Below are 23,446 nucleotides of genomic sequence, written 5' to 3'. Positions count from 1 at the left end.
CCGAGTGGCGAAGGCAGCAGCCCTTCACCGCATGTCGTGGAGCATGGGCTCATCAGCTTCATGGCTTGAAAGTTTGACACTTTGCAGATGCAGGCACATGGGGAGCATGCTATATTCAATAAGCAAGGGGGAATTTGCTGTAATATGTAGAATGTAGTATGTAGAATGTAGAATGAAGTTAAACCGCACATAGGAGAGGATAAGCCAGATGCAATGGATTAGAAATGCCAGAATAAACAGCAAGCTGCTATTGATGATTGCGCTTCCTATGCTGGGCCTGCTCTATTTCTCTATCGATACCGTCTATGACAAGATAAAGCAACTGTCGGAAATCAATAAGCTTGAAACGCTGGTTACCGTAGAAATTTCAATGAATGATTTAATTCACGAGCTTCAGAAAGAGCGTAGCCTCGTATCAGGTTATTATGGAGATCAAACCGCAAGCCGTCTAAATATGCTTATGGCCCAACGGAAACTTACAGATGATAAAGCCAGTGTATGGCGCGATCAAATAAAGTCGGGTAGTGTAGCGGCATTAGGTGACCGTTTTTTTAAAAATGTAGCGGATCCGGTCGCCAAGCTGGACAAGATGGTTGCGCTTCGGGCCCTGATTGACCAGAATAAATTGAGTGAAAGCGAAGCCCTTGCTTACTACTTAGATTTAATGGATAGCTTTTTTGTCGTCATGGAGAACGAGAATCATTCGAGCACACATAAACAGATTTCCGATATGCTGTCTGCTTATATCCATTTCTCCAAAGGCAAGGCGGCAGTCAGCAAGGAAAGAACGGTGCTCTATAACACCCTTATTGATAATATAATTACTAACAATGACGTTCAACAAATTAGCGTCCTAGAGAGAGAGCAAAGCCTTTACTATACAGTCGCTGGAACCTTTGCAACAACCGCGTCACGCAGCCTATACCAGAGCTTGATCAAAGGGCAAGTCATCGATGAAATCAAGGCCATGGTCCAACAGGTACTGCTTTATGAGCCTGGCAAGCCGATTACGATTAACTCGGAGCGCTGGTACTCCCTGGTGACAGAGAAGATTGACCTGCTTAAGCAGGTTGAGGATGGGCTTTCCAATGAATTGCTGCAGACCATGCAGGGCATTAAGCAGGCTACAGTCCAATCGTTATGGTATGTAGTTATTCTGAATATAATCATTGTGCTGGCTTCCGTTATGGTCATTGTGGTCATTTCAAGGATGATGGTATCACAGCTCCGCAAGCTAAAAAGCTCCACCGAGCTGATCTTGCTGGGCGAAACCAATGCTCAGCTGGAGGTGTCCACCAAGGATGAATTCGGTGATTTAATGGGTGCTTTTAACCAAATGGTAGCCAGCTTCCGTGAGGTCATCCAACAGGCGGATCGGATCTCCTTAGGTGAATATGAGCAAACGATCCTTCCGCGATCGGATCGCGACCAGCTGAGCATTGCATTAATCCGAATGCTGGCTTCCCTGAAGCAAACAACGGAGGAGAATGAGCGGCAATTTTGGTTGAAAACGCAATTAGCCCGTTTAACCGGAGCCGCGCAAGGTGTAGTTAGCTTGCAGCAGCTCGGCAGCATGCTGATATCGGAAATTTCGCAGCTTGTCGAAGCGGGACAAGGGATCCTGTACACTAAAGAAATGAATAAGAATGAGTTCTCGGGAGCCTACCAGCTTTTGGGCAGCTATGCCTATAAAGAAAGAAAAAATGTGTCCAACCGGATAGAGCCAGGTGAAGGCTTGGTCGGCCAATGTGTTCTGGAGAAAAAGCCGATCCTGCTCACCCAGGTACCCAGCGATTATATCCAGATTCAATCCGGGCTTGGAGAAGCGAAGCCTTTGGAAATTTTAGTACTGCCGATTCTTTTTGAGAACGAAGTGCTCGCCGTCATTGAACTGGCTTCATTTAAAGGCTTCACGAGCATCCAGCATGATCTATTGGAGCAGTTATCTTCCACCCTGGGGGTTGTCATCCATAGTGTAAACAGCCGCCAGCGTACGGAACAATTGCTGCGTGAATCGCAGTTATTGACCGAGGAGCTGCAAACCCAGCAGGAAGAGCTGCGCACAGCCAATGAAGAGATGGAAGAGCAGACCCATATGCTGAGGCAGTCGGAAGAAAAGATGCGAATCCAAAGCGAAGAGCTGCAAGCGATTAATGAAGAGCTGGAAGAAAAAACGAATTATTTGGAAGTACAAAAGGCAGATATTGAAAAACAAAATAGATTTATTCAGTTATCCAAGCAGGACCTGGAGGAAAAGGCCAACGAATTGGAGCTTGCCAGCAAGTATAAATCCGAATTTCTCGCCAATATGTCGCATGAGCTTCGGACGCCCTTGAACAGCTTGTTAATATTGGCGAAATCCTTGGCCAGCAATGAGGAAGAGAATTTATCAGAGGACCAAATCGAATCGGCCAAGATTATTTACAGCGGCGGCTTGGACCTGCTGACCTTAATTAATGACATTCTTGATCTATCCAAAGTCGAGGCGGGCAAATTAAGCATTAACATGGATGAAGTGAATGTCGATTCCATCCTGCAATCCTTGCAGTACCAGTTTAATCATGTAGCCAAGGATAAAGGCCTGGAGTTTGTAGTGGCTCGGGATAATGACGTGCCGAAGCGATTGGTTACGGATAGCCAGCGTATGGAGCAAATTATGAAGAACCTGCTATCCAATGCGTTCAAATTCACTTCTTCAGGCTCAGTCACCGTTCAGGTCGCGCTTACTGGTCCAGGAACCCGTTACCAGAATATCGGCCTGTCGAAGCAAGAAATGCTGGCGTTTAGTGTGATTGATACGGGGATTGGCATACCCGAAAGCAAGCAGAAGGCGATATTCGAAGCTTTCCAGCAGGCCGATGGCACAACCAGCCGTAAATATGGCGGGACGGGTCTGGGCTTAACGATTTCCAGGGAGCTGGGTAAGCTGCTGGGCGGCGAAATCCATATGCAGAGTACAGAAGGCGAAGGCAGCCGGTTCACCTTATACCTGCCGCTAAATGAGCCTGCAGCCTCTCATGCATCTGCCCAAAGCCAGCCGTTCCTGCAAACGCGCACTGATGCGCCAGTGAATCCGGCTCCGGCTTCCCTGGTAGTTAGCAGTGAGTCGCTTGTAGCCAGCGCTAGCGCTGTGAGCGATCTTGAGCCCCCGCTTCCGATCAAAGCTTATTTGGCTGATGACCGGAGCCAGATTGAGTCGCCCGCCCAGGAGAAGGTCATTCTGATTGTTGAGGATGATCCGCAATTTGCCAAGGTATTGATGAGTATGATCCGTAAAAAAGGTTTTAAATGCTTGGCAGCGGGGGATGGCTTTAGCGCCTTGCAATTAGCCAAGCAATATATCCCGAGTGCGATCCTGCTTGATCTCGGATTGCCGGACATGGACGGACTGAAGGTGCTGGACCACCTGAAGTATCACAACGAAACCCGGCATATTCCCGTGCACGTCGTTTCAGGTAAAGAGAAAAGGCCTGATTCCTTGCAGCGTGGAGCCATCGGTTATTTATCCAAACCGATCAGCGCGGAGGATATCGATGCGGTTTTTAATAAAATCGGCAATGTGCTGAATGAACGCGTCCAGCAGGTGCTTGTGGTAGAGGACGACCCCAATAACCAAAAAGCAATCCATGAGCTGCTGAAGCATAAGAACGTGGAAATCCACAGCGTCTATACCGGTAAGGCAGCCTTGGAAAGTATGAAATCACAAGTATTCGATTGTGTGATACTGGACCTGAAGCTCCCTGATATGACAGGCTTCGAGATGCTGAAGGAGTTGGTCGCCGGAGCCGGGGATGTCGAAAATTCCGTGCCGCCAATCATCATTAATACCGGCAAGGACTTGTCCCAGGAAGAGTTTAAGGAGCTGAACCGTTTCACGGACAGCATTGTTATTAAGGGTGCGAACTCGCCAGACCGTTTATTGGATGAGGTATCCTTATTCCTGCATAGTGTCCATAAATCGCTTCCGCCTGAGCATAAGGAAAGAATTCGTATGGTACGCGATTCGGATGAGAGCTTGAAGGGGCGCAAGGTCTTGCTAGTGGACGATGACCTGCGCAACACCTTTGCATTGTCCAAAGTATTAAAAAAGCATGGCTTGGATGTCGTGATGGCCGACAATGGCAAGCTTGCTTTGGATAAGCTGGAAAGTGAAGAAGGCATCGAACTGGTCATTATGGATATCATGATGCCGGTGATGGATGGCTACGAGGCGATCGGGCGCATACGCACCATGCCGAAGTTCCAGTCGCTCCCGATTATCGCCTTGACTGCAAAAGCGATGACTGGCGACCGAGAGAAATGCATAGAAAGGGGAGCCAACGACTATATGACCAAACCTCTAGATACCGATAAGCTGCTGTCATTGATCCGCGTATGGCTTTTTAAATGAATATGGGTGATAAGCAAACGGAGAAGATCGAAATCGACCTGCTCCTGGAGGCCATCTATCAGCAGTATGGTTACGATTTTCGTAACTATGCCCGATCCAGCTTGATGCGAAGATTGCATTTTGTCCGCGAAAAGTCGGACCTGGAGCGAATTTCAGATATGATTCCGTTGGTTTTATATGAGGCTTCGTTTGCTAACCAATTGCTGCTGGATTTGTCGGTGACCGTTACCGAGATGTTCCGTGACCCTGAGTTTTTTCTGGAGCTGCGCAACAAAGTCATTCCTTTGCTGCGCACGTATCCTTTTGTGAAAATATGGCACGCTGGTTGCGCAACGGGCGAAGAGGTATATTCGATGGCTGTTTTGTTGGAGGAGGAGGGCTTCTATGACCGGGTGCAAATTTATGCCACTGACATTAACCAGGAGTCGTTGAAAATTGCCGAAGAGGGGATATATCCTGTAGAAAATATCCGTAAATTTACTACCAACTATCAGAAAAGCGGAGGCCAGTCCACGTTCTCGGACTATTACCATGCCAAATATGAAATGGGTAAAATCAATGAAAGCTTAAAAAGAAATATCGTGTTCTCCCAGCATAATTTGGCGACTGACCATGCCTTTGGCGATATGCATATTATTATTTGCCGTAATGTCTTGATCTATTTTGACAAGCATCTGCAGAACCACGTATTTAATTTATTCAACAGCAGCCTTATAACCCGGGGCTTCTTGTGTATCGGCAGTAAGGAATCGATTGAATTTTCCGATATCCATACGCAGTTTGAGGCGATCTCGTCCAAATGGCGAATATTCAGAAAGCTGCTGCCGAAATAAGCGAGCTCTTTCAGGAGGTAAATTATGCAACAAGTGGAGATAATCGCTATCGGTGTATCGGCAGGGGGAATGAAGGCTTTAGCTACCCTGCTTGCTTATCTCCCAGTGGACTACGGGATCCCTGTTATTATCGTTCAGCATTTATTGGAAGGCAGCGATAGCTTTCTCGCCGAATATTTGAATGACCAGGTCTCCATCCATATCCAAGAAGCTGTAGACAAGGAGTCTCTGCAATCCGGCATTGTTTATCTGGCTCCGCCTGGCTACCATCTATTGGTGGAAGATGATTGTACACTAAGCCTGTCGATAGACCCCAAGGTTAATTATTCCCGTCCATCGATAGATGTGCTGTTTGATAGTGTGGCTTTCGTTTATCAAGAGAGGTGTCTAGGGGTTATCCTAACGGGTGCTAATCAAGACGGGAGCGTCGGACTTCGAAGCATTAAAGAAAATGGAGGCATGGCAATCGTGCAGCGTCCAGAAACAGCCGAGTACCCCGCCATGCCACTAGCTGCTTTAGCTACGGTAGAAGTCGACCATATTATGTCGTTGGATGAAATAGGGGAGTTTCTCACAACCTTACAACATCAAGCCCGCTGAAACCTTAATATATGCCTGGCTTAGGAGGATTCTATGATTATTACTCATGCCGCATACCTTGCTGCCAAAATTTTGGTAGTGGATGATCGTAAAGAAAATTTATTTGCGATGCGGAAAATATTGCAAGTGCTTGAATGCGAGATATTTACCGTTGAATCCGGCAATGAAGCGCTATCGTATACGCTCCGTCATGATTTTTCCCTGATCTTGCTGGATGTGAATATGCCGGAGATGGATGGCTTCGAGCTCGCTGAACTGCTGCGCAGCAACGAGGAAACCGAGCATATTCCGATTATTTTTGTAACTGCGAGCGACAAGGAGGACCAAAGCGTCTTCAAGGGCTACGAAAGCGGAGCGGTGGACTATTTGTTCAAGCCTGTGAACGCGGATATATTGCTGAGCAAGGTCAAGGTTTTTTTGGAATTACACATGCGTACCAAGGAGCTTGAAGCGATCCAAGTCGAGCTCGAACGAAGTAATGAAAGCCTGAGGGAATTTGCACAGGTCGTCTCCCATGATTTGAAAAATCCGTTGAATGTGATAACGGGGCTGAGTGAGCTTCTAATAGCCAAGCATAGCTCGGAATGGACGGAGAAAAACAAGAAATATATGGGGCAAATTGCAGCGACTGCCGAGCGGATGAACCATCTAATTACGGATTTGCTTTCCTATGCCCAGCTGAATGCCCAGCCTGCTTCTTTTACTGCCGTAGACCTGAATGAGGTGCTGGCACAGGTAATCGCTGATTTAAGTGGCAGGTTGGGGCAAAATGGAGGGCAAATCATAGTCAAGGACATATTGCCTGTAATGGAAGCCGATGGGACGCAGATGTACCAGCTATTCCTGAATATTATTGGCAATGGTATTAAATACCAACGCGCGGGCTGTCCGCCGAACGTGCAGGTTTCCTTATTCACCGAAACGAATAGCTTTACGATCCAGATCGAGGACAATGGAATCGGGATGAGAAGTGAGGATATTCCCGATATTTTCAAGACCTTTAAGAGGCTCGACAATGCTAAAGGCTTTGAGGGCAGTGGTGTGGGGCTTGCAACGGTGAAGAAAATTGTGGAGCTGCACCAAGGGGAGATTGATGTCCAGAGCGAGCTTGGCCAGGGCACGGTTTTCCAGATCAAATTACCATTATAAATATAAGGAAACCTGGAGGTGCTATTTATGCTACAAACGGTTATAGGCAACATAGATGAGCAACAGGCTGGTAAGATTCTGGTGCATGAACATGTGCTTGTAGGATTCGTAGAAGGAGGGACATTGACGCCCGCAGATTATGATAGCGAGGAAGTGGTAGCCTTGATCCTTCCTCTGCTATTGAAGCTGAAGGAAGCTGGCTGCTCTACCTTTGTCGATTGTGCCCCCGAATATCTAGGGCGGGATCCTTATATTTTGAAGCAGCTCGCGGAAAAGTCGGGTTTACATATGATCACAAATACAGGATTTTATAAAAGCCCGTATTTACCAAGCTTTGTATATCAAGCAAGCATTAAAGAGCTGGCAGACATCTGGATTCGCGAGGCCAGGGATGGGATCGGAGAGAGCGGAGTCCACCCAGGCTACATCAAGATCGCTTTAAATGATGGAACCGCCATTGATGAAACGCAGGAAAAAATATTGCGTGCCGCCATCTTTACCTCGATGGAAACGGGGCTTGCCATTCAATGCCATACGATAGGCGCAGATATCGCGCTCCATGCTAACGAGATTATGAAGCATTCTGGGTTTAATCGTGAACGGTTTATTTGGGTTCATGCCCAATCTGGTAAAGACCATAAGGTCTACCGGAAGCTTGCCAACGAAGGCATGTGGCTATCTATCGATTCTATTCTACCCGGTACCTATGAGCGGCATGTAGAGCTGCTTCAGGAGCTGGTGGATGATGGAGCAGGGGAACAAATATTACTGTCCCAAGACACCGGCTGGTATACAGTAGGTAAGGAAAAAGGCGGCAATCTTCGTCCCTACCACCATTTGTTTACCGATTTTATTCCGTTTGCGATCGAAAACGGTCTGGATGCCCAGTGGCTGGAGCAGTGTGTCACCCGGCACCCTTTCCAGGCTATGCGTAAACGTTTCTGAGCCGTTCAAAAACAGGAACAGCTTTGGGGGTGTCCTACCCCTCTGCTGTTCCTGTTTAAGACGTTATAATGTTTAAGATGGGCTCTATTAATCAACAGGCTTTGCAGAATCCTTCGCAGCTTGCTGCGCATAATAGCTAATAATTTCGCTTCCGGTGGCGAACCAGACTTTATCAAATGAGGCTAGGTAAGCGAAAGCGCGCTCCAGGTATTTGATGCGATGTGGAACTCCGATCAGGAAGGGATGCAGGGCAATTCCCATCACACGTCCACAGGTTTCCCCTTCCTCATACAGCACATCAAACGTATCCCTGATGCGCCTCTCGAAGTCGTCGACACCGATACTCGGTATATTAAATAGGGGCATATCGTTTAATTCAATAGAATAAGGAATGGAATGCAGGCCATTATTCATCTTGTAAGGAAGATCATCATTGACCCAATCGCACACGTACTCGACCTCTGCTTCTTTCAATAAGGACAGCGAATTCCAGGATTCGGTCAAGCCGGGTCCCAGCCATCCACGCATTTTTTGGCCCATTTGCGCAATCGCGTCCCTCGTATCCAGAATTACTTTTTTTTCCTCTTCCTCCTGTAGCGCGGTCAAGTGGATGGAATTCGTCATGCCATGCCCCATCAGTTCCCAATCAAGGCCAACTGCGGCTTCCATAATTCGAGGTATCCTTTGGACGACCTCTCCGTTCAAGGCGACACTGCCCCGAATGCCATATTTGTTCATCGCGTCCATCAACCGCCAAATCCCTACGCGGTTCCCGTAATCGGTTCGGGAAACGTGGCGGATATTAGGTTGGGTGGGCTGTGTAAACTCCAGCCGGTAGTATTCGATATTGGGGATAACCCAAACGGCCACTCTTGCTCCATTAGGCCAATGAAATGGCTTATGGTCCACTATGGCCCGGTAATCAAAAGCCTCGGAAATATCAAATGGTTTCATAACATAGCTCCTCACTTGAAATGGGTTATTAGGTGTGGGAATCATTCAAACGCCAGCGCAGTACATAACTTTCCGCTTTTAGGAAGATGGTGTTCATCAGGTATCCCAGCAGGCCTAATGTGAAAATACCGACAAACATCTCAGGAACATGAAACGTTCTTTGCTGATCGAGAATGTAGAAGCCAATTCCGCTATTGCTGGAAATCATCTCCGCTACAACAACCACGATCAACGCAATACCAAGGCTGATCCTCATCCCGGTCAAAATACTAGGCGTCGAATCCGGCAACGTGATTTGCCATATGGCCCGCCATCCTGTTACACCGAAGGTTTTGCCTGTATCCTTGAGTATAGGGTCGACGGCAAGGACACCGCTGTAAGTATTGAGTAATATAGGGAAAAAGCAAGCCATGAAAACCACGAAAATTTTCATCTCCTCACCTATTCCAAGGAACAGAATAGCTACCGGGATATAAGCGGAGCTCGGAATCGGACGAACGAACTCCATAAGCGGCTCGAGCAACCTGTAGCACATTCTATTCGTCCCCATCAATAGTCCTACTGGAACTGCAACGATTGTTGCCAATGTAAAGCTGATTAATATGCGTTGAATACTGGGCAGCAGTTCCTTCAGCAATTTCCCGCCCATAATTCCTTCATATCCCGCAATCACAATGGTGGTCACTTTGGGCAGGCTCACCGCATCGATCAATTTCATCGATGTCACGAATTGCCAGATGGCGAGCAGAACAATGATGAGCATAAATCCTGGCCATCGCAATTTCATGTCACATCGGCCTCCTGCTGAAAGATATTAGCAAACAGCCTTTGGCTGTAATCGACGAACTTCTGATCTTCCCTAGTTTCAATCGGGTGCCGCGGATGAGATAAATCAATTTGCAAATCATTCTCTATCCCGCCAGGCGATTTGCGCAACGACAGCACCCGGTTGGATAAAAACACAGCTTCCTCTACATCATGGGTGACGAAAAGAATGGTGATTGGTATTTGCTCCCAGATTTTCATAATAAGCTGCTGTAGCTTTGCCCGGGTCATCGCGTCGACAGCACTGAACGGTTCGTCCATGAGTATGACCCGCGGCTCGCAGATCAACGCTCTTGCGATAGCCAATCTTTGCTGCATACCACCGGACAATTGGGATGGATAATGCTCATCGTAGCCTTCCAGTCCGACTAATTTGAGATATTCCCCGCATTTTTCGCGGCGTTCTTTCTTGGGCATCTTGGTCATATTCTTGATACCGAACTCCACATTCTCGATCACCGTTTTCCATGGGAAAATCGATTTTGTATATTGCTGGAATACATAGATCATCCCTTTAGGCGCACCTGATACCAGCTTTCCCTCAAAGATGATCTCGCCATTGGTCGGCGACTCCAATCCGGAAATCATTTTCAGTAATGTAGATTTACCGCAGCCGGAGGGCCCGATGATAGACACAAAGCTATTGGTTTGGATCGAAACTGAAAGAGTATCGAAAATTTGCAGCGCTTTGCCTTTAACAGTAAACTGCTTCGACAACCCCTTGATTTCCAATATCGTCTCCTTAGATGCCTGAGGGGTGGGAATGTACGGCAGCGACTGTACATCTGCAAGAGCCCGGTTCATCATTGAAATCATCCTCTCCGTCATTTTTTGTAACATAAGAAATGATAAGTTTTTAGCAGGGATGGACCATGCAGGTTTTTACAAAAGATTATTTTTTGATATAAGGTTTAATATAATCGGACAAGAACTCTTCAGCTTTGTGGTCCTTATCTATTTCCCCATATGCCTTCATATAAGTAACAACCTGCTGCCAAACCTTCAAATCAACTTGGTAGTCCCAATCAATCAAAGGCATTTTGGCAACCAGCGCTGGGTCTAATCCAGTATAAGCGGCAACAGCTTTTCTAGCTTCATCGGGGTTCGCAAGCATAAAGTCGATCGCTTCCTTGGCCGATTTGTTATAGGCTTCAACCTCTTTTCCGTGTGCTGCCACCCACGACTTCTTGGCGAACCATGCTCCCAGTGGAGCCTTTGGCAATGTGTCGGCATAAACCCATTTCATCACCTTACCGATATCCGAAGAAACAATTTGCGTTGTATACGGGTCAATCGTAGCGACAGCATCCACCTGGCCGGACTTAAGTGATTCTGCTACTGCTGAATAGGGAATTTCCATCATTTGAATCTTCTTGAAATCCACTCCCTCTTTCTTGAGAAGCTCCTGCAGCAGGACGGTGGCTTGGGAATGCAGAGTAGCGACGGCCAGCTTCTTGCCCTCTAAATCTTTCAGGATGGCGATCTTCGAATCATTTTTCACCAAGAGCGCACCGGAATCGGGACCTTTTTCATGAGCCGTTTCGTTTTGGAATATCGCTGTTAGTTCAAATCCTCTTTCGATCGCTGCCATCGCTGTGCCTGGAATGGATATCGCGATATCAATGCTTCCAGACTGCTGGGCAGCAATCGCATCATTACCGTTATTAAATTGGATCAATTCGACGTCTAGACCATTCTTAGCAAAAATGCCTTTTTCCTTCGCAACATAAATATTCGCTACACCCGCGATTTTGAGCATCCCTACCTTCACCTTGGAAAGTGGAGCTCCCGCACCGGCTGTACCAGATGTAGCTGGAGAGGCTGCCGCGGGTGCCGTAGTTGAGGTCGTATCCTTCGAACCGCAGCCCACAGCAATAACTGTTAATATAAGTAGTATGACTCCCCATAAAGACCAATGTTTTACTTGTAGCATAACCCCAGCTCCTTCTCGCATATTTGTATGCTCTTCGATTGGTAAACCCTGCAATGTAATGTAATCTGTCATAAGTATAACAAGGTAATAAAACGAAAAAAGACTCAATAATGAATGGCTTCATACAAATCATGAATGTAAACGCTGCTATAAAAATTTCAGAGCTTTCAGCTTGCTTTCAGTTTTATATGCTATGTTGAAATGAGAGAAATAGGGCGAGTAGAAAGGGGAACACGATGAGAGAGAAAGTGATTCGTTGGACGATGGTGGTATCGGCTATATCCTGTCTCGTCTGGGCAGCAGGGCTTGCTTGGGCGCTCCAGGATTATTTCTTAGGTGCTGCCGCAGCACCGCCAATGGAGCAAAAAGCTCCTTCTGGTCCAGCGGCCGGTGCATCTGCAAACATAGCTGGAAATATAAGCGGCAGCACAACTGGTAGTGCATCCGCGCCTACAGGCTCATCTGCCAATGGCTCCGTGCCTGCAAGCGCAAGTGCCAATGGATCTGCACCAGCAAGCGCACCAGCAGCTCCATTGGATGCGTCTATGCCAGCACCCGCCGCCATGGACGGAAGCTTCCGTGTTATGGCTCTTGGCGATTCCTTGACACGGGGCACTGGTGACCCGGAGGGCAAGGGCTATGTCGGCTATTTATTCGACCACTTGAAGGAGAAGCTGGGGCAAGAGGTATCGGTGGAAAATGTCGGGCTGAACGGGCAAACCGCCCCACAGCTGGCCGCTTCACTCGGCCAAGGTCCGCTGCAGGCTCAAATTAAAGCGGCGAATGTCATTACCGTTAGTATTGGCGGGAATGACCTCTTCAAGGGCGGGCAAACCTTAAGTGACCTCGACCCTGTAAAAATTAAAGCGATCGAAGACCCCTATATGCGTGAGCTGGATGGGATTTTGCAGCAGCTGCGGGCGCAGAATGCCACAGCGCGGATTTTCTTGGTTGGCTTGTATAATCCATTCATCGATTTGAAGGATACCGTAGCCACGACCAAGATCGTCAGGGACTGGAACTATAAAGCCGCAGAGGTGGCAGCCAAATATTCGCAGGTCGTGCTGGTGCCAACCGCTGATTTGTTCCAATTGAAGGTGCAGGATTATTTGGCAAGGGATTTATTTCACCCTAATGCAGCGGGATACCGCTTGATCGGAGAGCGTATAGCTTCACTAATTACTTGGTAAGGGGGTGGATGTATGGATGCTAAGGAGATTACATTGTCAGTAAAGGGCTTGCGCAAATCGATTGGCAAGCGGGAAATTATTCAAGGCCTCGACTTCGAGCTGAAGCGCGGCGAGGTGTTCGGATTCCTGGGCCCCAACGGGGCAGGGAAAACGACAACGATCCGCATGCTGGTTGGGCTTATAAGACCAACGGCTGGCACTATTGAAGTATGTGGCTATGATTTGCATAAGCACTTCCCGGAAGCGATGAGGAATTTGGGTTGTATTGTAGAGAATCCAGAGTTATACACATACTTGAGCGGCTGGAGCAACCTGCAATATTTTGCACGGATGATGGAAGGCATAGGCGAGGCACGGATTACGGAAGTGGTAGGTTTGGTAGGGTTAAGCGCAAGAATCCACGATAAAGTGAAAACTTATTCACTGGGCATGCGGCAACGGCTCGGCATCGCGCAGGCTTTGCTGGGCAACCCAAGGGTGTTGATTCTCGATGAACCGACCAACGGCCTGGATCCTTCCGGCATTAGGGAGATGCGGGAATTTATTCGCTACCTGGCAGAGAAGGAAGGGCTAAGCGTACTCGTATCCAGTCACTTGTTAAGCGAAATTCAGCTCATGTGTGACCGGGTAGCGATCATATCCAAGGGCCGGATTGTCCGGGTGGATACGGTAACTAACTTGCTTACGCAGCAAGGGCGCGTTAGCTGGCAGCTTGCCCCTTTGCCCCTAGGGTTTGAATTACTGCAGCAGCTGGCAGGCTCCGCAGAAATGCAAGGGGACCGCGCTATAACCCCCTATATCGAGCAGGAGATCGGGCACTGGAACCAAATCCTTGTGGAAGCGGGAGTGATCGTGACGGAGATTAGCCGCAAGCTGCCTTCTTTGGAGGATTTATTCATCGAGCTGACGGGAGGCCAAGGCATTGATTAATTTGGTCTATAACGAAATGGTAAAACTTTCGGGAAAAAAAAGGCTGTTGGTTATAGCGGTAATCCTTGGGGTTCTGATTTCGGTATTTACTTACGCACAATATCGCCAAGCCGAAGAGGGTCGTAAACGGTACGGGGATGTAAATTGGCGGGTGGCCTTGGAGCAGCGGATTGCAAGCTGGCAAAATCGATTGACGAACAGCCGGACGCCAGAGGCAACGCGCAAGGAACTGGCCATTCGCATTAACCAGCAGAAGTATTACCTGGATTATGATGTTAACCCGGCTGAACCGGGTGCTCCGACCTTCGTCCGAGGCTTTGTGAAGAGCGGCATCAATCTGCTCCTGCCGCTAATGATGATGATTATTGCTGCAGACCTAGTCTCCTCCGAGCATAGCGGGGGTACGATGAAGGTGCTGCTGACCCATGCAGTTAGGCGTTGGCGTATCCTGCTCAGCAAATATTTGGCGTTGCTGCTGTCCGCCTCGATGATTATTACACTGTTTGGCATGCTGTCCGTGGTCATATCCGGGCTTGTATTTGGCTTCCAAGGCTGGACTACCCCTGTCATTACAGGCTTCACAGTCCGTGGCGGGCAGTTGGACGCGACGGGCATGCATTTGGTACCACAATGGCAGTTTATTCTGATGGCGCTTGGCCTGGCCTGGTTCGTCTCTGTGGTGGTGGCAACGATCACCTTTATGTTCTCGGTGCTGGTACGAAGCACCGCCGCGGTAATGGGCATTATGCTGGCCTGCCTCATTGCAGGGACGATCCTAAGCTCGATGGTAGCCTCTTGGGAATCGGCAAAATATTTGTTTATGGTCAACCTGCAATTAATTAATTATCTGGAAGATGCTGCACCGCCGATCGAAGGCATGTCGCTTAGCTTTTCGATGCTGGTGCTGTTAGTCTGGGGCGTAGCTGCATTAGTGATCTCATTTATTTCGTTTACCCGCCGGGATGTATATTAATTAAATAGGTAGCTGCAGACCGCGCCATTCAAAGGTTGCGGTCTTTTGTCGTCTCGCATCCTGATAGCCGGTATCATCGTATTGAGATGGAAACAGCCGAAAAGAAAGAAAATCCACTTGAAATGTAAGCGAACTCATTATAAAATCTAGGTCATTGTAATTTTAGTCGACAAATTACGAGGAAATTCTTATAATGAAATTATTAGTTAATTTGGTTCTGTCTTGCAGCTTTATGTACTGAAATAGGCTAACTAAAAGGATGGATGCTCATGTCGAAAGTTACACAAATGCAAGCAGACGGTAAGCTAAAGGATAGTCATTTATCAATACGAGACCAAGACATGGTACGGCGAAATTCAGTTGTATTGGCTGCGTTAACGTTCACGTTTGTTGTGACCCTAGTAAATGCGCTGGTTTTATTGGTGGAAGGAAGTAGCGAGTTGGAGCTGGTTGCCATAGCGGGGTTCATGCTTATTGTTCTAGGGGTTTATGTGTATTTGCACTTCACCCGCAAGCTGATCCAATATATCTGTTATCTGGGTGTATGCATGAATACTGTTATTTCGGTATCCTCTTTACTCACTTCCCCGAGTATTACCAACTTTTTCGACATTTTCTTTTTGCTCGTAGTTTCCGTAGTTTTCATGAAGCTTTGGCCGTTGGTTCTAGGGATATCAATCGGTTTTGCCGAGCTCTTGTATTTGGTTATTGGCAATCAGGAGCAGTTGAATCTGGATCCAACCACCGTTCCATTCTACATTATTTTATACACACTTATATCCGTGATGCTCTTTGCCTTGCTAAGAACGTCAACACAGATGATTAGGACTATGGAGATGGCTAGAGAACAAACCGGGCAGCTATTGGAGCAGCAGAGTAACCAAAAGCAATCTGTACTGGATAACGTAACAATAGTGAATACCAAATTGAAAACGGTTACAATAGCCTCAGAAGAAAACAATTACTCCTTGGAGGAAATGAATATTGCCTTCCAGGAGATATCCCGCGGTGCGACCGACCAGGTCGATTCGACCTTGTCCATCAGTGACTCGATCGGAAACATGAATGGGCTTGTGAAAGAGATGGCGGATTCTGTTGAAATCTTGTTGAACAAAACTAATGAAACAGCCCAATTATCTGAGCAGGGCAAAGGCAATATGGAATTGCTCTCAGAAACCAATATAGATTTCAAAATTGCTATTGAATCGGTTGCTAAAGAAGCAGCAGAGCTGATCAACCGGTTAGAAGAGACTAGCCAATTCAGTGCGACGATCCGCGATATCGCTAGCCAAACTAACCTGCTGTCACTGAATGCAAGCATTGAAGCGGCAAGGGCAGGGGAACACGGAAAGGGCTTTGCCGTGGTAGCCGTGGAAATTCGCAAGCTTGCCGATATGACTTCCCAAGCTGCAGCGAAAATTACGGAGCAACTCCAAGAGTCCTCGGATCAATCCGAGCTGACACGAGTGAAGATGAACCAAGTTGCTCAGACGATGCAACAAAGCGATGCAATCACCATGCAAACGAAGCACTCCTTTGAATTGATCTTAGATGCGGTCTCGCAGCTGAAAATTTTATCCACAGGCTACGGTGGTCTGGTGAACCAAATCAGCAATTCATCCGGTGTCATTGCCGACTCCACGACGAATCTGGCTTCCATTAGTGAGGAAGCGTCTGCGACGTTACAGCAGCTGTCAGCAACGTTGGAGTCGCTGCTGCAGAACAATCGCGTCACCCTCGACCAGGTGAAAGAAGCAGAAACCAATTTGGGCAAAGTAGCCAGCTAAACTCCGATGCTTAGTTCCGAAGAAATAAAAGCAGCCTTCCCAATAAAAGCAGCCATTCAAGAAGCATAGCTTAAATGGCTGCTTTTTTCTGTGAAAAGAGATCGTCATTATTGTTGCATTTAACGTTTATACTCAGGGTAAATTCAGATATCTATGCTATGATCGGGAAAGATGAATGAAAGGGAGTGTTACACATGAGTAATAGCCCAAATAATAATAACGAAAAATTAACACGGCGTAATTTTATGAAATCCAGCTTTATCGTTACAGCAACCTTAATGCTGGCCGCCTGTGGCCTTTGGCCGAGCCTGGGCACGACTACGAACAAGACAGAGCCTGCGGCGAAACCCGGCACGGATCCGGCCACAGCCAAGCCTACTGCACTGGAGCCAACTCCTGCCTGCGGTGCCGACCACCATCCCTCTCCTGCACTGACCGAGGGCCCGTACTTTACCCCGAATTCCCCCGAGCGGATATCTTTATTAGAGAAGGGGATGGCAGGAATTAAGCTGACGCTCACTGGCTATGTATTATCTACAGATTGCTTACCTGTGAAGCATGCATTGGTCGATTTTTGGCAAGCCGATGACAAGGGCGAATACGACAATAAAGGCTTCATTCTAAGAGGGCATCAATATACGGATGATCAGGGGAAGTACACCCTTGAGACCGTTGTGCCGGGCTTGTATCCGGGGCGAACGCGCCATATCCATGTGAAGGTGCAAGCTCCGAACCAGAAAATATTGACGACCCAAATTTTCTTTCCGAATGAAGCGGGCAATGCCAAAGATAGTATTTTCAACAAAGCGCTAGTCATGGATATAAAAGACCAAGCGGACAACAGTAAATCGGCTTCGCTAGATTTTGTCCTGAAGCTGGGGTAGATGGGTAAAGGCTGATGCTGTAAAATATCCAGGCAGCTATTGACAAATAGCTGTGTATATATTATCTTTAAATTAAGATAAAATAATTTGAGATAAATTGCAGGGAGGTAAAGATCCATGTTGGTCGAACCGCAAGACAAAAACGATTCATTGAATCTATTTATCGCATTGTCTAGAGCCAGCCAATGGGTCAACGCACATGCAGACCGGGATATTCGAGGGCATGGTCTGAATCGGACGGAGTTTGGCGTTCTGGAGCTGCTTTACCACAGAGGCGCACAGCCAATCCAGCAAATAGGCGGGAAAGTATTAATGAGCAGCGGCAACATTACTTATGTCGTTGATAAGCTGGAGCAGAAGAAGCTGGTTGCAAGAAAGGCTTGTACCGAGGATCGCAGGCTCGTGTTTGCAGAAATTACGGAAGCCGGCAAGCAGTGGATTGAGGATGTATTTCCGAAGCATACCGAGGTGCTGGAGTCAGTACTTAGCGGACTTACTGCAGAAGAGAAGCGGGTTGCGGCACAGCTTTTGAAGAAGCTTGGCAAGTTTGCCCAGGAGAGCTTTAGATAGCTAGTATTTAGCAAGTATGAAAGTAACAAGTAAGCCAAATGGTTAACCAATATGAGGAGGAATTTATAATGAGCGATTTTACTACACTTTTGAAATCCCGCAGGTCTGCTATGAAATTTGTGCCGGATGTAGAAATACCGGACAAGGAGCTGGAGGAGATCTTCAGCCTCACCAAGTTTTCCCCATCCGCCTTTAATTTGCAGCATACCCATTACATAGTCGTTAAAGAGGCGGAAGCGAAAAACAAGGTATATGAAGCTGCCTACAAGCAATACAAGGTTCAATCCTCATCGGCTGTTATTGTTGTCTTGGGCAATAAGGATGCTTACAAGGATGTAAGCAGGCTTAACGAAGGTATGCTGCAATTGGGCATTCTAAGCAAGCAGGAATATGACAGCACGGTGGAAATGGTGCATAGTTTTTATGAAGGCAGGGGCGAAGTGTCCATGCGGGATGAAGCCCTACGTAGCGCCAGCTTATCCGCGATGCTGCTTATGCTGATCGCCAAGGACAAGGGCTGGGATACTTGCCCGATGATCGGATTCGACGCAGATGCTCTGGCGAAGGCGCTTAATATCCCGGATGCCTATGTACCTGCCCTTATCATTACAATCGGCAAAGAGGATACTAGCAAGCAACGGTCGCGCGGCTACCGTAAGCCGGTGGGGGAATTCGTCAGCTATAATTCGTTTTGACCCATTTGAGCATGAGGCTTAATTCCCATTCCAATAAGATTTATCTTCATATAAAAGGAGAGTGGCCCTAATGGCTATGCAAACTGCAGGTATTCACCATATTACAGCCTTTGTGAGGCATGCGCAGGAAACGGTCGATTTTTATGCGGGAGTGCTGGGCTTGAGATTAGTTAAAAAAACGATTAACTTCGATGCCCCAGAGGTTTACCATCTGTACTTTGGCGATGGGCAGGGAAGCCCTGGCACGATCATTACGTTTTTTCCTTATGCAGGCTCGCGTAAGGGGCGCATCGGCGGGGGTCAGGTAGGGATTACCACTTATGCGGTTCCTGCGGGAACGCTTGGCTTTTGGGAGGAGCGCTTGAACAGCTTCGGTATTTCGTTCACGAAGTCGGAACGGTTTTCCCAGACCTATTTGCAATTTGCGGATAAAGACGGGCTGCGGCTGGAGCTTGTAGAGCGTGAAGAAGGGGCGCCAAGCACTTGGTCATTTGGCGGCGTTCCTGCTGACAAAGCAATCAAGGGCTTCGGTGGGGCAGTGCTGTATAGCACAGCTCCCGAACGAACTGGCAGCCTGCTGGTGCAGGTCATGGGCCTGCAGAAGATCGGGGAGGATGCCTTCTATACCCGCTACCAAGCACCGGCTGACCTTGGTAATATCGTCGATGTCAATATCAAGCCGATGGAGCTTGGCGCAGGGGGCGCGGGTACCGTGCATCATATCGCATGGCGTGCCCAGGATGATAATGAGCACGGATTATGGAGAAGCTACGTAGAGCAGCACGGCTTCCATCCGACGCCGATTGTAGACCGACAATATTTCAATGCGCTTTACTTCCGCGAGGAAGGCGGCATCTTGTTCGAGATTGCCACCGATCCGCCGGGATTTGCACGTGACGAGCAGCAGGAGGCTCTTGGCGAGAAGCTGATGCTTCCGGAATGGCTGGAAGCTAAGCGTGCCGAGGTCGAAGGCAACTTACCCCCTATTGAAGTGCGAGTATTGGAGGCGAACCCATCATGAAGCATGTTTTTCAACAAGGCTCGGATCTGCAAGCACCTGTGCTGGTTCTGTTCCATGGTACGGGCGGCACAGAGCATGATTTATTGCCACTGGCAAGTCTGATAGCGCCAGCTTCATCGGTGCTAAGCATCAGGGGCAATGTACTGGAGAATGGCATGCCGAGGTTTTTTCGCAGGCTGGCCGAGGGCATCTTCGACGAGGAGGATCTTATTTTCCGCACGAAGGAGTTGAATGATTTCCTGGACCAGGCTGCGGTCGATTATAAATTTGACCGCTATAATCTGGTAGCCATCGGCTATTCCAACGGAGCTAATATTGTTGGAAGCCTCTTGTTCCACTATCAAGATGCCTTACGCGGGGCAATGCTGCACCATCCGATGGTACCCCTACGCGGGCTGGTGCTGCCTGACTTATCCAGCACCCCTTGCTTTATAGGTGCGGGAACCAATGACCCGATCTGCCCTCCAAGGGAGACTGAGGAATTGCAGGCATTGCTTAGCGGTGCAGGTGCGCCCGTTATTGTCCATTGGGAGAACTTCGGTCACCAGCTAACCCAATCGGAAGTTAATGCGGCGGCTGGTTGGTACAAGCAGCATTTTGCGGGATGATGGCTCCCAAGCTATTCTACCGAGAAATGCTCGAGAGGTTCGGCAAAGGCAAAACGAGAAAAAGCCGTGCATACTCGCAGCGGCTTTTTCTCGTTGTTATTCTATGGGTTAGAAGATACGTTGTTAGGAAGACAACAACCCGACATGAATTTTGATAACTGCTTTTTTGATCTTCGCTAATCCCATGCCCGGTCTGTGAATATCATTAGGGAAAAAGACGGCGAACATACCCGGCTTCAATTGAAGCAAAATTTCGTCATCCGACGGGTCATACAACGCATAATCCTGTTCACTATCATAAGGTTTAACAGAGACCTCACCTACCTGCTGCGATGACCATCCGATCGTCTCTTCACCTTCGATCAGATAATGAACATCGATATACGACTCGTGTTTCTCGGCCAGCTGCTCATTCATCGGTTTGGCATCGAATTCCATAAGCGACATGTACATCTGGTCGCTTTGGATCTCGATTCGTCCTTCAGCGGGATTTTCCTTGAGAATGGTTTGGAGTGCTTCTATGGCTTTTACAATAACTATGTGCTCAAACTTACGTTGATTTTCCCATAATGACATCGAACTTAAAATCATGATCCAGTTTCCCCCAAACGCGTTGTATAGATAACGGTTTAATATAATCAATTACTCAAAGCAATTTCACGACGACCGAATTCGCCGTACTTTCCTTATTCCTAATGGATACCTCATAGGATCTTTTGAAATATTCAACATACAATACATCCAACAGGTAGAGCTGTGAAATCTTCGCAGACAATGACCCCCCCTGTAGAGGGCCTTCATTTGCACCGCAAAGCAATGTTAGATCAGAAAAGGAAGTCAGCGGAGACTTCACAAATCTAGTAATTGAAATGACAATTGCCCCGGATTCCTTCGCCTTCTCCGCCACTTCAATGATATCCTTGGTGGAACCGGAATAAGAAATAATGACAGCAACATCCCGTTTGGTCATCAAAGCCGCTGACATCATCTGAAGATGCGAATCGATGGTGCATTCTGTTTTATTGGTAATGCGCATAAATTTAATTTTTGCTTCCATGGCCGTCATTAAAGAGGAGCCGACACCAAAAAATATGACTCGTTCTGCTTGTAGCAAATAGTCAATGGCTTGGTCGATGATGGAGTTATCGATTAAATTAAACGTTTCGTTTAACGCGCTTATATTCGTAGCCAGCACCTTAGAAGCAACCTGTTCGATCGTATCATTCATTAGAACCTTGTCAGTGAGCTGCGGGATTTCATTTTCCACAGCGATGCTGTGTGCTATTGCAATCTTGAAATCCTGATAACCCTTATAGCTCAATGACTTACAAAACCTGAATATGCTGGATTCTCCAACTCCGCAAACATCTGCAAGATCGGTAATCGACATATATACGACACTTTTCGGATTTTCAAGGACATAGTCCGCCACTTTTTTTTCCGTATTTGTTAAGTTGTTGTACTGAGAATTAATCGTTGTAAAAATATTGATTGCGCGCAAACTATCACCTCATTTATCCTCAGGATTCGAATATATAGGACATCCAACGGTTACAGCTGCGCCATGATCATTATAGAAAAAGGGATGCCGCACCTAATAAACCAGCCTTATTCCCAAGGGAAGCCTTAAGAATTTTGACGTCCGAGAAACTTTCCATGATCAAATCTTTGGTTTGTGCCTCAACTAAACGAACTAAGTGATCTTGCTCCATCACACCGCCCCCTACAATAATAGCTGCGGGATTGAAAATATGAATGAGTGAAGCCAAGCCAACAGATACTTCAGCAGCCCAAGACTGTACAATTTGATTTAATGGTTCGTTTCCTAGTCTTATTTTATCAAAAATAACTTTCCCGTCCACACATTCCGAATCCGCTTGTTTGGCCATTCGTACCAAGGCTGTGGTTGAGGCATAAGTTTCATAGTAAGTTTTTTTCGTTCCGTCGCTCATTTCTGACAATGGACGCGTAATAATATGGCCAAATTCCGCCGCCACACCGTTCGCTCCTCGGTATATTTGACGATTGATAACGATAGCTCCACCGATTCCCGTACCAAATGTAAGGCATAAGAAATCATGAAACAATTGCGCTGCACCGAAATAGGCCTCTCCAAGTGCAGCAGCATTTACGTCATTCTCTACCTTGACCGGCTTGTGAAAACGATTTTCAACGATCTCTTTAATCTTCATACCTGTGTAATTGGGAATATTTTCGTTAGCATAAACAATATACCCTTCTTCGGTATTTACTTGTCCAGCCGTACTGATGGCAATGGCATCGTAATCAGGATACGCTGCCAACTGGACAAGCAATCTTTCTATGACATGGGTACCTCCCAAATGGCTCTCAGTGGGATATTCTTTAAATTGATCGATATGTCCACGTTCATCACAGATGCCCATCTTGGTGTTGGTACCACCGATATCCGCCGCTAAAATTTTCATCGCCATAGGTTAATGAACAGCCTTCATGAATTTTAGGGTGATATCCATCGGTCTTGTAATGGCAGACCCCACCACCGCCGAATACACACCTAGGTCATATATTCTTTTCAGTTCCTCAGGTGTCGAAATGCCGCCTTCTGCAATTACTGGAACGGAAATAGTATTCACAAGCTTCTCAACTAAATCAAAATCAGGCAAAGACTTCTCTTTTGTCGCTGCTGTATATCCGCTTAAAGTCGTCCCGATCGTGTCAAACCCAAGCTCAACAGCCTTAAGCGCTTCTTCATACGTGGAGCAATCCGCCATAAAGAGCTGATCCTTGTACTTGGCTTTTACTTGTGTAAACAGTTCCGTTAGGGTCAAGCCATCCGGTCTTGGGCGATCCGTCGCATCGATTGCGATCATATCCACACCTTCAAGGCAAAGCGCATCGATTTCCTTCATAGTAGGGGTAATAAACACATCAAATCCTTCGTAAACCTGCTTAATGATCCCGATAATGGGTAAATCTACTGTTGTCTTGATTTCTTTAATATCTGCTACACTGTTAGCTCGAATGCCTGAGGCTCCACCCAAGTAAGCCGCATACGCCATTCTTCCCATTATAAATGGGCTATGCAACGGTTCTTCAGGCAGTGCTTGACAAGAAACAACCAGTTTTTTTTGTATCATCTCGAGTATATTTTTCTTTGTATACATATATCCCCACTCC

At 47.2% G+C, this 23,446-nt stretch carries 22 protein-coding genes; 14 read left to right on the top strand and 8 right to left on the bottom strand.

The window, feature by feature from the left end:
• Positions 1–208: 208 nt before the first annotated feature.
• The 5 genes from G9U52_RS19955 to G9U52_RS19935 are packed head-to-tail and all read left to right on the top strand — an operon-like array spanning position 209 to position 7,917.
• Complete coding sequence (locus G9U52_RS19955; protein WP_166152395.1) at positions 209–4,390, top strand: response regulator; 4,182 nt, start codon at positions 209–211, stop codon at positions 4,388–4,390.
• Positions 4,387–5,223, top strand: coding sequence for a CheR family methyltransferase (locus G9U52_RS19950; RefSeq protein ID WP_243767457.1), 837 nt, complete (start codon positions 4,387–4,389; stop codon positions 5,221–5,223). The genes G9U52_RS19955 and G9U52_RS19950 overlap by 4 nt, the downstream gene beginning before the upstream one ends.
• Positions 5,224–5,247: 24 nt before the next feature.
• Positions 5,248–5,823 carry a chemotaxis protein CheB gene (locus G9U52_RS19945; RefSeq protein WP_166152394.1) on the top strand — a complete coding sequence of 192 codons (576 nt, stop codon included), beginning with the start codon at positions 5,248–5,250 and terminating at the stop codon, positions 5,821–5,823.
• 33 nt (positions 5,824–5,856) lie between these two features.
• Complete coding sequence (locus G9U52_RS19940; protein WP_166152393.1) at positions 5,857–6,972, top strand: sensor histidine kinase; 1,116 nt, start codon at positions 5,857–5,859, stop codon at positions 6,970–6,972.
• 27 nt (positions 6,973–6,999) lie between these two features.
• On the top strand, positions 7,000–7,917 hold the full coding sequence (locus tag G9U52_RS19935) for a phosphotriesterase family protein (RefSeq protein ID WP_166152392.1): 918 nt from the start codon (positions 7,000–7,002) through the stop codon (positions 7,915–7,917).
• Between the two features lie 87 nt (positions 7,918–8,004).
• Here the strand turns inward: G9U52_RS19935 and G9U52_RS19930 are convergent, their stop codons facing one another.
• The 4 genes from G9U52_RS19930 to G9U52_RS19915 all read right to left on the bottom strand — a co-directional run bounded on the left by G9U52_RS19930 (position 8,005) and on the right by G9U52_RS19915 (position 11,629).
• Positions 8,005–8,871, bottom strand: coding sequence for a polysaccharide deacetylase family protein (locus tag G9U52_RS19930; protein WP_166152391.1), 867 nt, complete (start codon positions 8,869–8,871; stop codon positions 8,005–8,007).
• Between the two features lie 28 nt (positions 8,872–8,899).
• Positions 8,900–9,658, bottom strand: coding sequence for an ABC transporter permease (locus G9U52_RS19925; protein ID WP_166152390.1), 759 nt, complete (start codon positions 9,656–9,658; stop codon positions 8,900–8,902).
• Complete coding sequence (locus G9U52_RS19920) at positions 9,655–10,503, bottom strand: ABC transporter ATP-binding protein (protein WP_207953086.1); 849 nt, start codon at positions 10,501–10,503, stop codon at positions 9,655–9,657. The genes G9U52_RS19925 and G9U52_RS19920 overlap by 4 nt, the downstream gene beginning before the upstream one ends.
• A gap of 85 nt (positions 10,504–10,588) precedes the next feature.
• Positions 10,589–11,629: an ABC transporter substrate-binding protein gene (locus G9U52_RS19915; RefSeq protein WP_166152389.1), complete on the bottom strand. Its 1,041-nt coding sequence runs from the start codon at positions 11,627–11,629 to the stop codon at positions 10,589–10,591.
• A 236-nt stretch (positions 11,630–11,865) separates the two neighbouring features.
• Here G9U52_RS19915 and G9U52_RS19910 point away from each other — a divergent pair, with 236 nt between their 5' ends.
• The 9 genes from G9U52_RS19910 (at position 11,866) to G9U52_RS19870 (ending at position 20,287) form a co-directional block, all read left to right on the top strand.
• Positions 11,866–12,819 carry a GDSL-type esterase/lipase family protein gene (locus G9U52_RS19910; RefSeq protein WP_243767456.1) on the top strand — a complete coding sequence of 318 codons (954 nt, stop codon included), beginning with the start codon at positions 11,866–11,868 and terminating at the stop codon, positions 12,817–12,819.
• A 12-nt stretch (positions 12,820–12,831) separates the two neighbouring features.
• Positions 12,832–13,749 carry an ABC transporter ATP-binding protein gene (locus G9U52_RS19905; RefSeq protein ID WP_166152388.1) on the top strand — a complete coding sequence of 306 codons (918 nt, stop codon included), beginning with the start codon at positions 12,832–12,834 and terminating at the stop codon, positions 13,747–13,749.
• Positions 13,742–14,722, top strand: coding sequence for a DUF2705 family protein (locus G9U52_RS19900; RefSeq protein WP_166152387.1), 981 nt, complete (start codon positions 13,742–13,744; stop codon positions 14,720–14,722). Before G9U52_RS19905 ends, G9U52_RS19900 begins: the two co-directional genes overlap by 8 nt.
• 269 nt (positions 14,723–14,991) lie before the next feature.
• Positions 14,992–16,509, top strand: coding sequence for a methyl-accepting chemotaxis protein (locus G9U52_RS19895; RefSeq protein ID WP_166152386.1), 1,518 nt, complete (start codon positions 14,992–14,994; stop codon positions 16,507–16,509).
• A 194-nt stretch (positions 16,510–16,703) separates the two neighbouring features.
• On the top strand, positions 16,704–17,393 hold the full coding sequence (locus tag G9U52_RS19890) for a dioxygenase family protein (RefSeq protein ID WP_166152385.1): 690 nt from the start codon (positions 16,704–16,706) through the stop codon (positions 17,391–17,393).
• A 117-nt stretch (positions 17,394–17,510) separates the two neighbouring features.
• Positions 17,511–17,963: a MarR family winged helix-turn-helix transcriptional regulator gene (locus G9U52_RS19885; protein ID WP_166152384.1), complete on the top strand. Its 453-nt coding sequence runs from the start codon at positions 17,511–17,513 to the stop codon at positions 17,961–17,963.
• A gap of 68 nt (positions 17,964–18,031) precedes the next feature.
• Complete coding sequence (locus G9U52_RS19880; RefSeq protein WP_166152383.1) at positions 18,032–18,658, top strand: nitroreductase family protein; 627 nt, start codon at positions 18,032–18,034, stop codon at positions 18,656–18,658.
• Positions 18,659–18,728: 70 nt separating this feature from the next.
• Positions 18,729–19,679, top strand: a complete 951-nt coding sequence (locus G9U52_RS19875) for a ring-cleaving dioxygenase (protein ID WP_166152382.1) — start codon at positions 18,729–18,731, stop codon at positions 19,677–19,679.
• On the top strand, positions 19,676–20,287 hold the full coding sequence (locus G9U52_RS19870; RefSeq protein WP_166152381.1) for an alpha/beta hydrolase: 612 nt from the start codon (positions 19,676–19,678) through the stop codon (positions 20,285–20,287). Before G9U52_RS19875 ends, G9U52_RS19870 begins: the two co-directional genes overlap by 4 nt.
• A 123-nt stretch (positions 20,288–20,410) precedes the next feature.
• Here G9U52_RS19870 and G9U52_RS19865 read toward each other — a convergent pair whose 3' ends face one another.
• From G9U52_RS19865 to G9U52_RS19850, 4 genes are all read right to left on the bottom strand, one after another.
• Positions 20,411–20,878 (bottom strand): NanQ anomerase/TabA/YiaL family protein, encoded by a 468-nt coding sequence (locus G9U52_RS19865; RefSeq protein ID WP_166152380.1) that lies wholly within the window; start codon positions 20,876–20,878, stop codon positions 20,411–20,413.
• 55 nt (positions 20,879–20,933) lie between these two features.
• Complete coding sequence (locus tag G9U52_RS19860; RefSeq protein WP_166152379.1) at positions 20,934–21,788, bottom strand: MurR/RpiR family transcriptional regulator; 855 nt, start codon at positions 21,786–21,788, stop codon at positions 20,934–20,936.
• Positions 21,789–21,858: 70 nt separating this feature from the next.
• Positions 21,859–22,740 (bottom strand): ROK family protein, encoded by an 882-nt coding sequence (locus G9U52_RS19855; RefSeq protein ID WP_311764899.1) that lies wholly within the window; start codon positions 22,738–22,740, stop codon positions 21,859–21,861.
• A gap of 3 nt (positions 22,741–22,743) precedes the next feature.
• A complete protein-coding gene (locus G9U52_RS19850; RefSeq protein WP_166152378.1) occupies positions 22,744–23,433 on the bottom strand; it encodes an N-acetylmannosamine-6-phosphate 2-epimerase in 690 nt (229 codons plus the stop codon).
• Positions 23,434–23,446: the final 13 nt, after the last annotated feature.

Source organism: Paenibacillus agricola (assembly GCF_011440305.1).
In the GTDB taxonomy this organism is placed as follows: domain Bacteria; phylum Bacillota; class Bacilli; order Paenibacillales; family NBRC-103111; genus Paenibacillus_S; species Paenibacillus_S agricola.
The sequence above is the reverse complement of the archived record's forward strand: the minus strand, read 5'-3'. Positions and strand labels throughout refer to the sequence as shown.

Coding starts and splice junctions, on each gene's coding strand:
- G9U52_RS19955 (WP_166152395.1), top strand. CDS start 209: ATGCAATGGATTAGAAATGCCAGAATAAACAGCAAGCTGCTATTGATG.
- G9U52_RS19950 (WP_243767457.1), top strand. CDS start 4,387: ATGAATATGGGTGATAAGCAAACGGAGAAGATCGAAATCGACCTGCTC.
- G9U52_RS19945 (WP_166152394.1), top strand. CDS start 5,248: ATGCAACAAGTGGAGATAATCGCTATCGGTGTATCGGCAGGGGGAATG.
- G9U52_RS19940 (WP_166152393.1), top strand. CDS start 5,857: ATGATTATTACTCATGCCGCATACCTTGCTGCCAAAATTTTGGTAGTG.
- G9U52_RS19935 (WP_166152392.1), top strand. CDS start 7,000: ATGCTACAAACGGTTATAGGCAACATAGATGAGCAACAGGCTGGTAAG.
- G9U52_RS19930 (WP_166152391.1), bottom strand. CDS start 8,871: ATGAAACCATTTGATATTTCCGAGGCTTTTGATTACCGGGCCATAGTG.
- G9U52_RS19925 (WP_166152390.1), bottom strand. CDS start 9,658: ATGAAATTGCGATGGCCAGGATTTATGCTCATCATTGTTCTGCTCGCC.
- G9U52_RS19920 (WP_207953086.1), bottom strand. CDS start 10,503: ATGATGAACCGGGCTCTTGCAGATGTACAGTCGCTGCCGTACATTCCC.
- G9U52_RS19915 (WP_166152389.1), bottom strand. CDS start 11,629: ATGCTACAAGTAAAACATTGGTCTTTATGGGGAGTCATACTACTTATA.
- G9U52_RS19910 (WP_243767456.1), top strand. CDS start 11,866: ATGAGAGAGAAAGTGATTCGTTGGACGATGGTGGTATCGGCTATATCC.
- G9U52_RS19905 (WP_166152388.1), top strand. CDS start 12,832: ATGGATGCTAAGGAGATTACATTGTCAGTAAAGGGCTTGCGCAAATCG.
- G9U52_RS19895 (WP_166152386.1), top strand. CDS start 14,992: ATGTCGAAAGTTACACAAATGCAAGCAGACGGTAAGCTAAAGGATAGT.
- G9U52_RS19890 (WP_166152385.1), top strand. CDS start 16,704: ATGAGTAATAGCCCAAATAATAATAACGAAAAATTAACACGGCGTAAT.
- G9U52_RS19885 (WP_166152384.1), top strand. CDS start 17,511: ATGTTGGTCGAACCGCAAGACAAAAACGATTCATTGAATCTATTTATC.
- G9U52_RS19880 (WP_166152383.1), top strand. CDS start 18,032: ATGAGCGATTTTACTACACTTTTGAAATCCCGCAGGTCTGCTATGAAA.
- G9U52_RS19875 (WP_166152382.1), top strand. CDS start 18,729: ATGGCTATGCAAACTGCAGGTATTCACCATATTACAGCCTTTGTGAGG.
- G9U52_RS19870 (WP_166152381.1), top strand. CDS start 19,676: ATGAAGCATGTTTTTCAACAAGGCTCGGATCTGCAAGCACCTGTGCTG.
- G9U52_RS19865 (WP_166152380.1), bottom strand. CDS start 20,878: ATGATTTTAAGTTCGATGTCATTATGGGAAAATCAACGTAAGTTTGAG.
- G9U52_RS19855 (WP_311764899.1), bottom strand. CDS start 22,740: ATGGCGATGAAAATTTTAGCGGCGGATATCGGTGGTACCAACACCAAG.
- G9U52_RS19850 (WP_166152378.1), bottom strand. CDS start 23,433: ATGTATACAAAGAAAAATATACTCGAGATGATACAAAAAAAACTGGTT.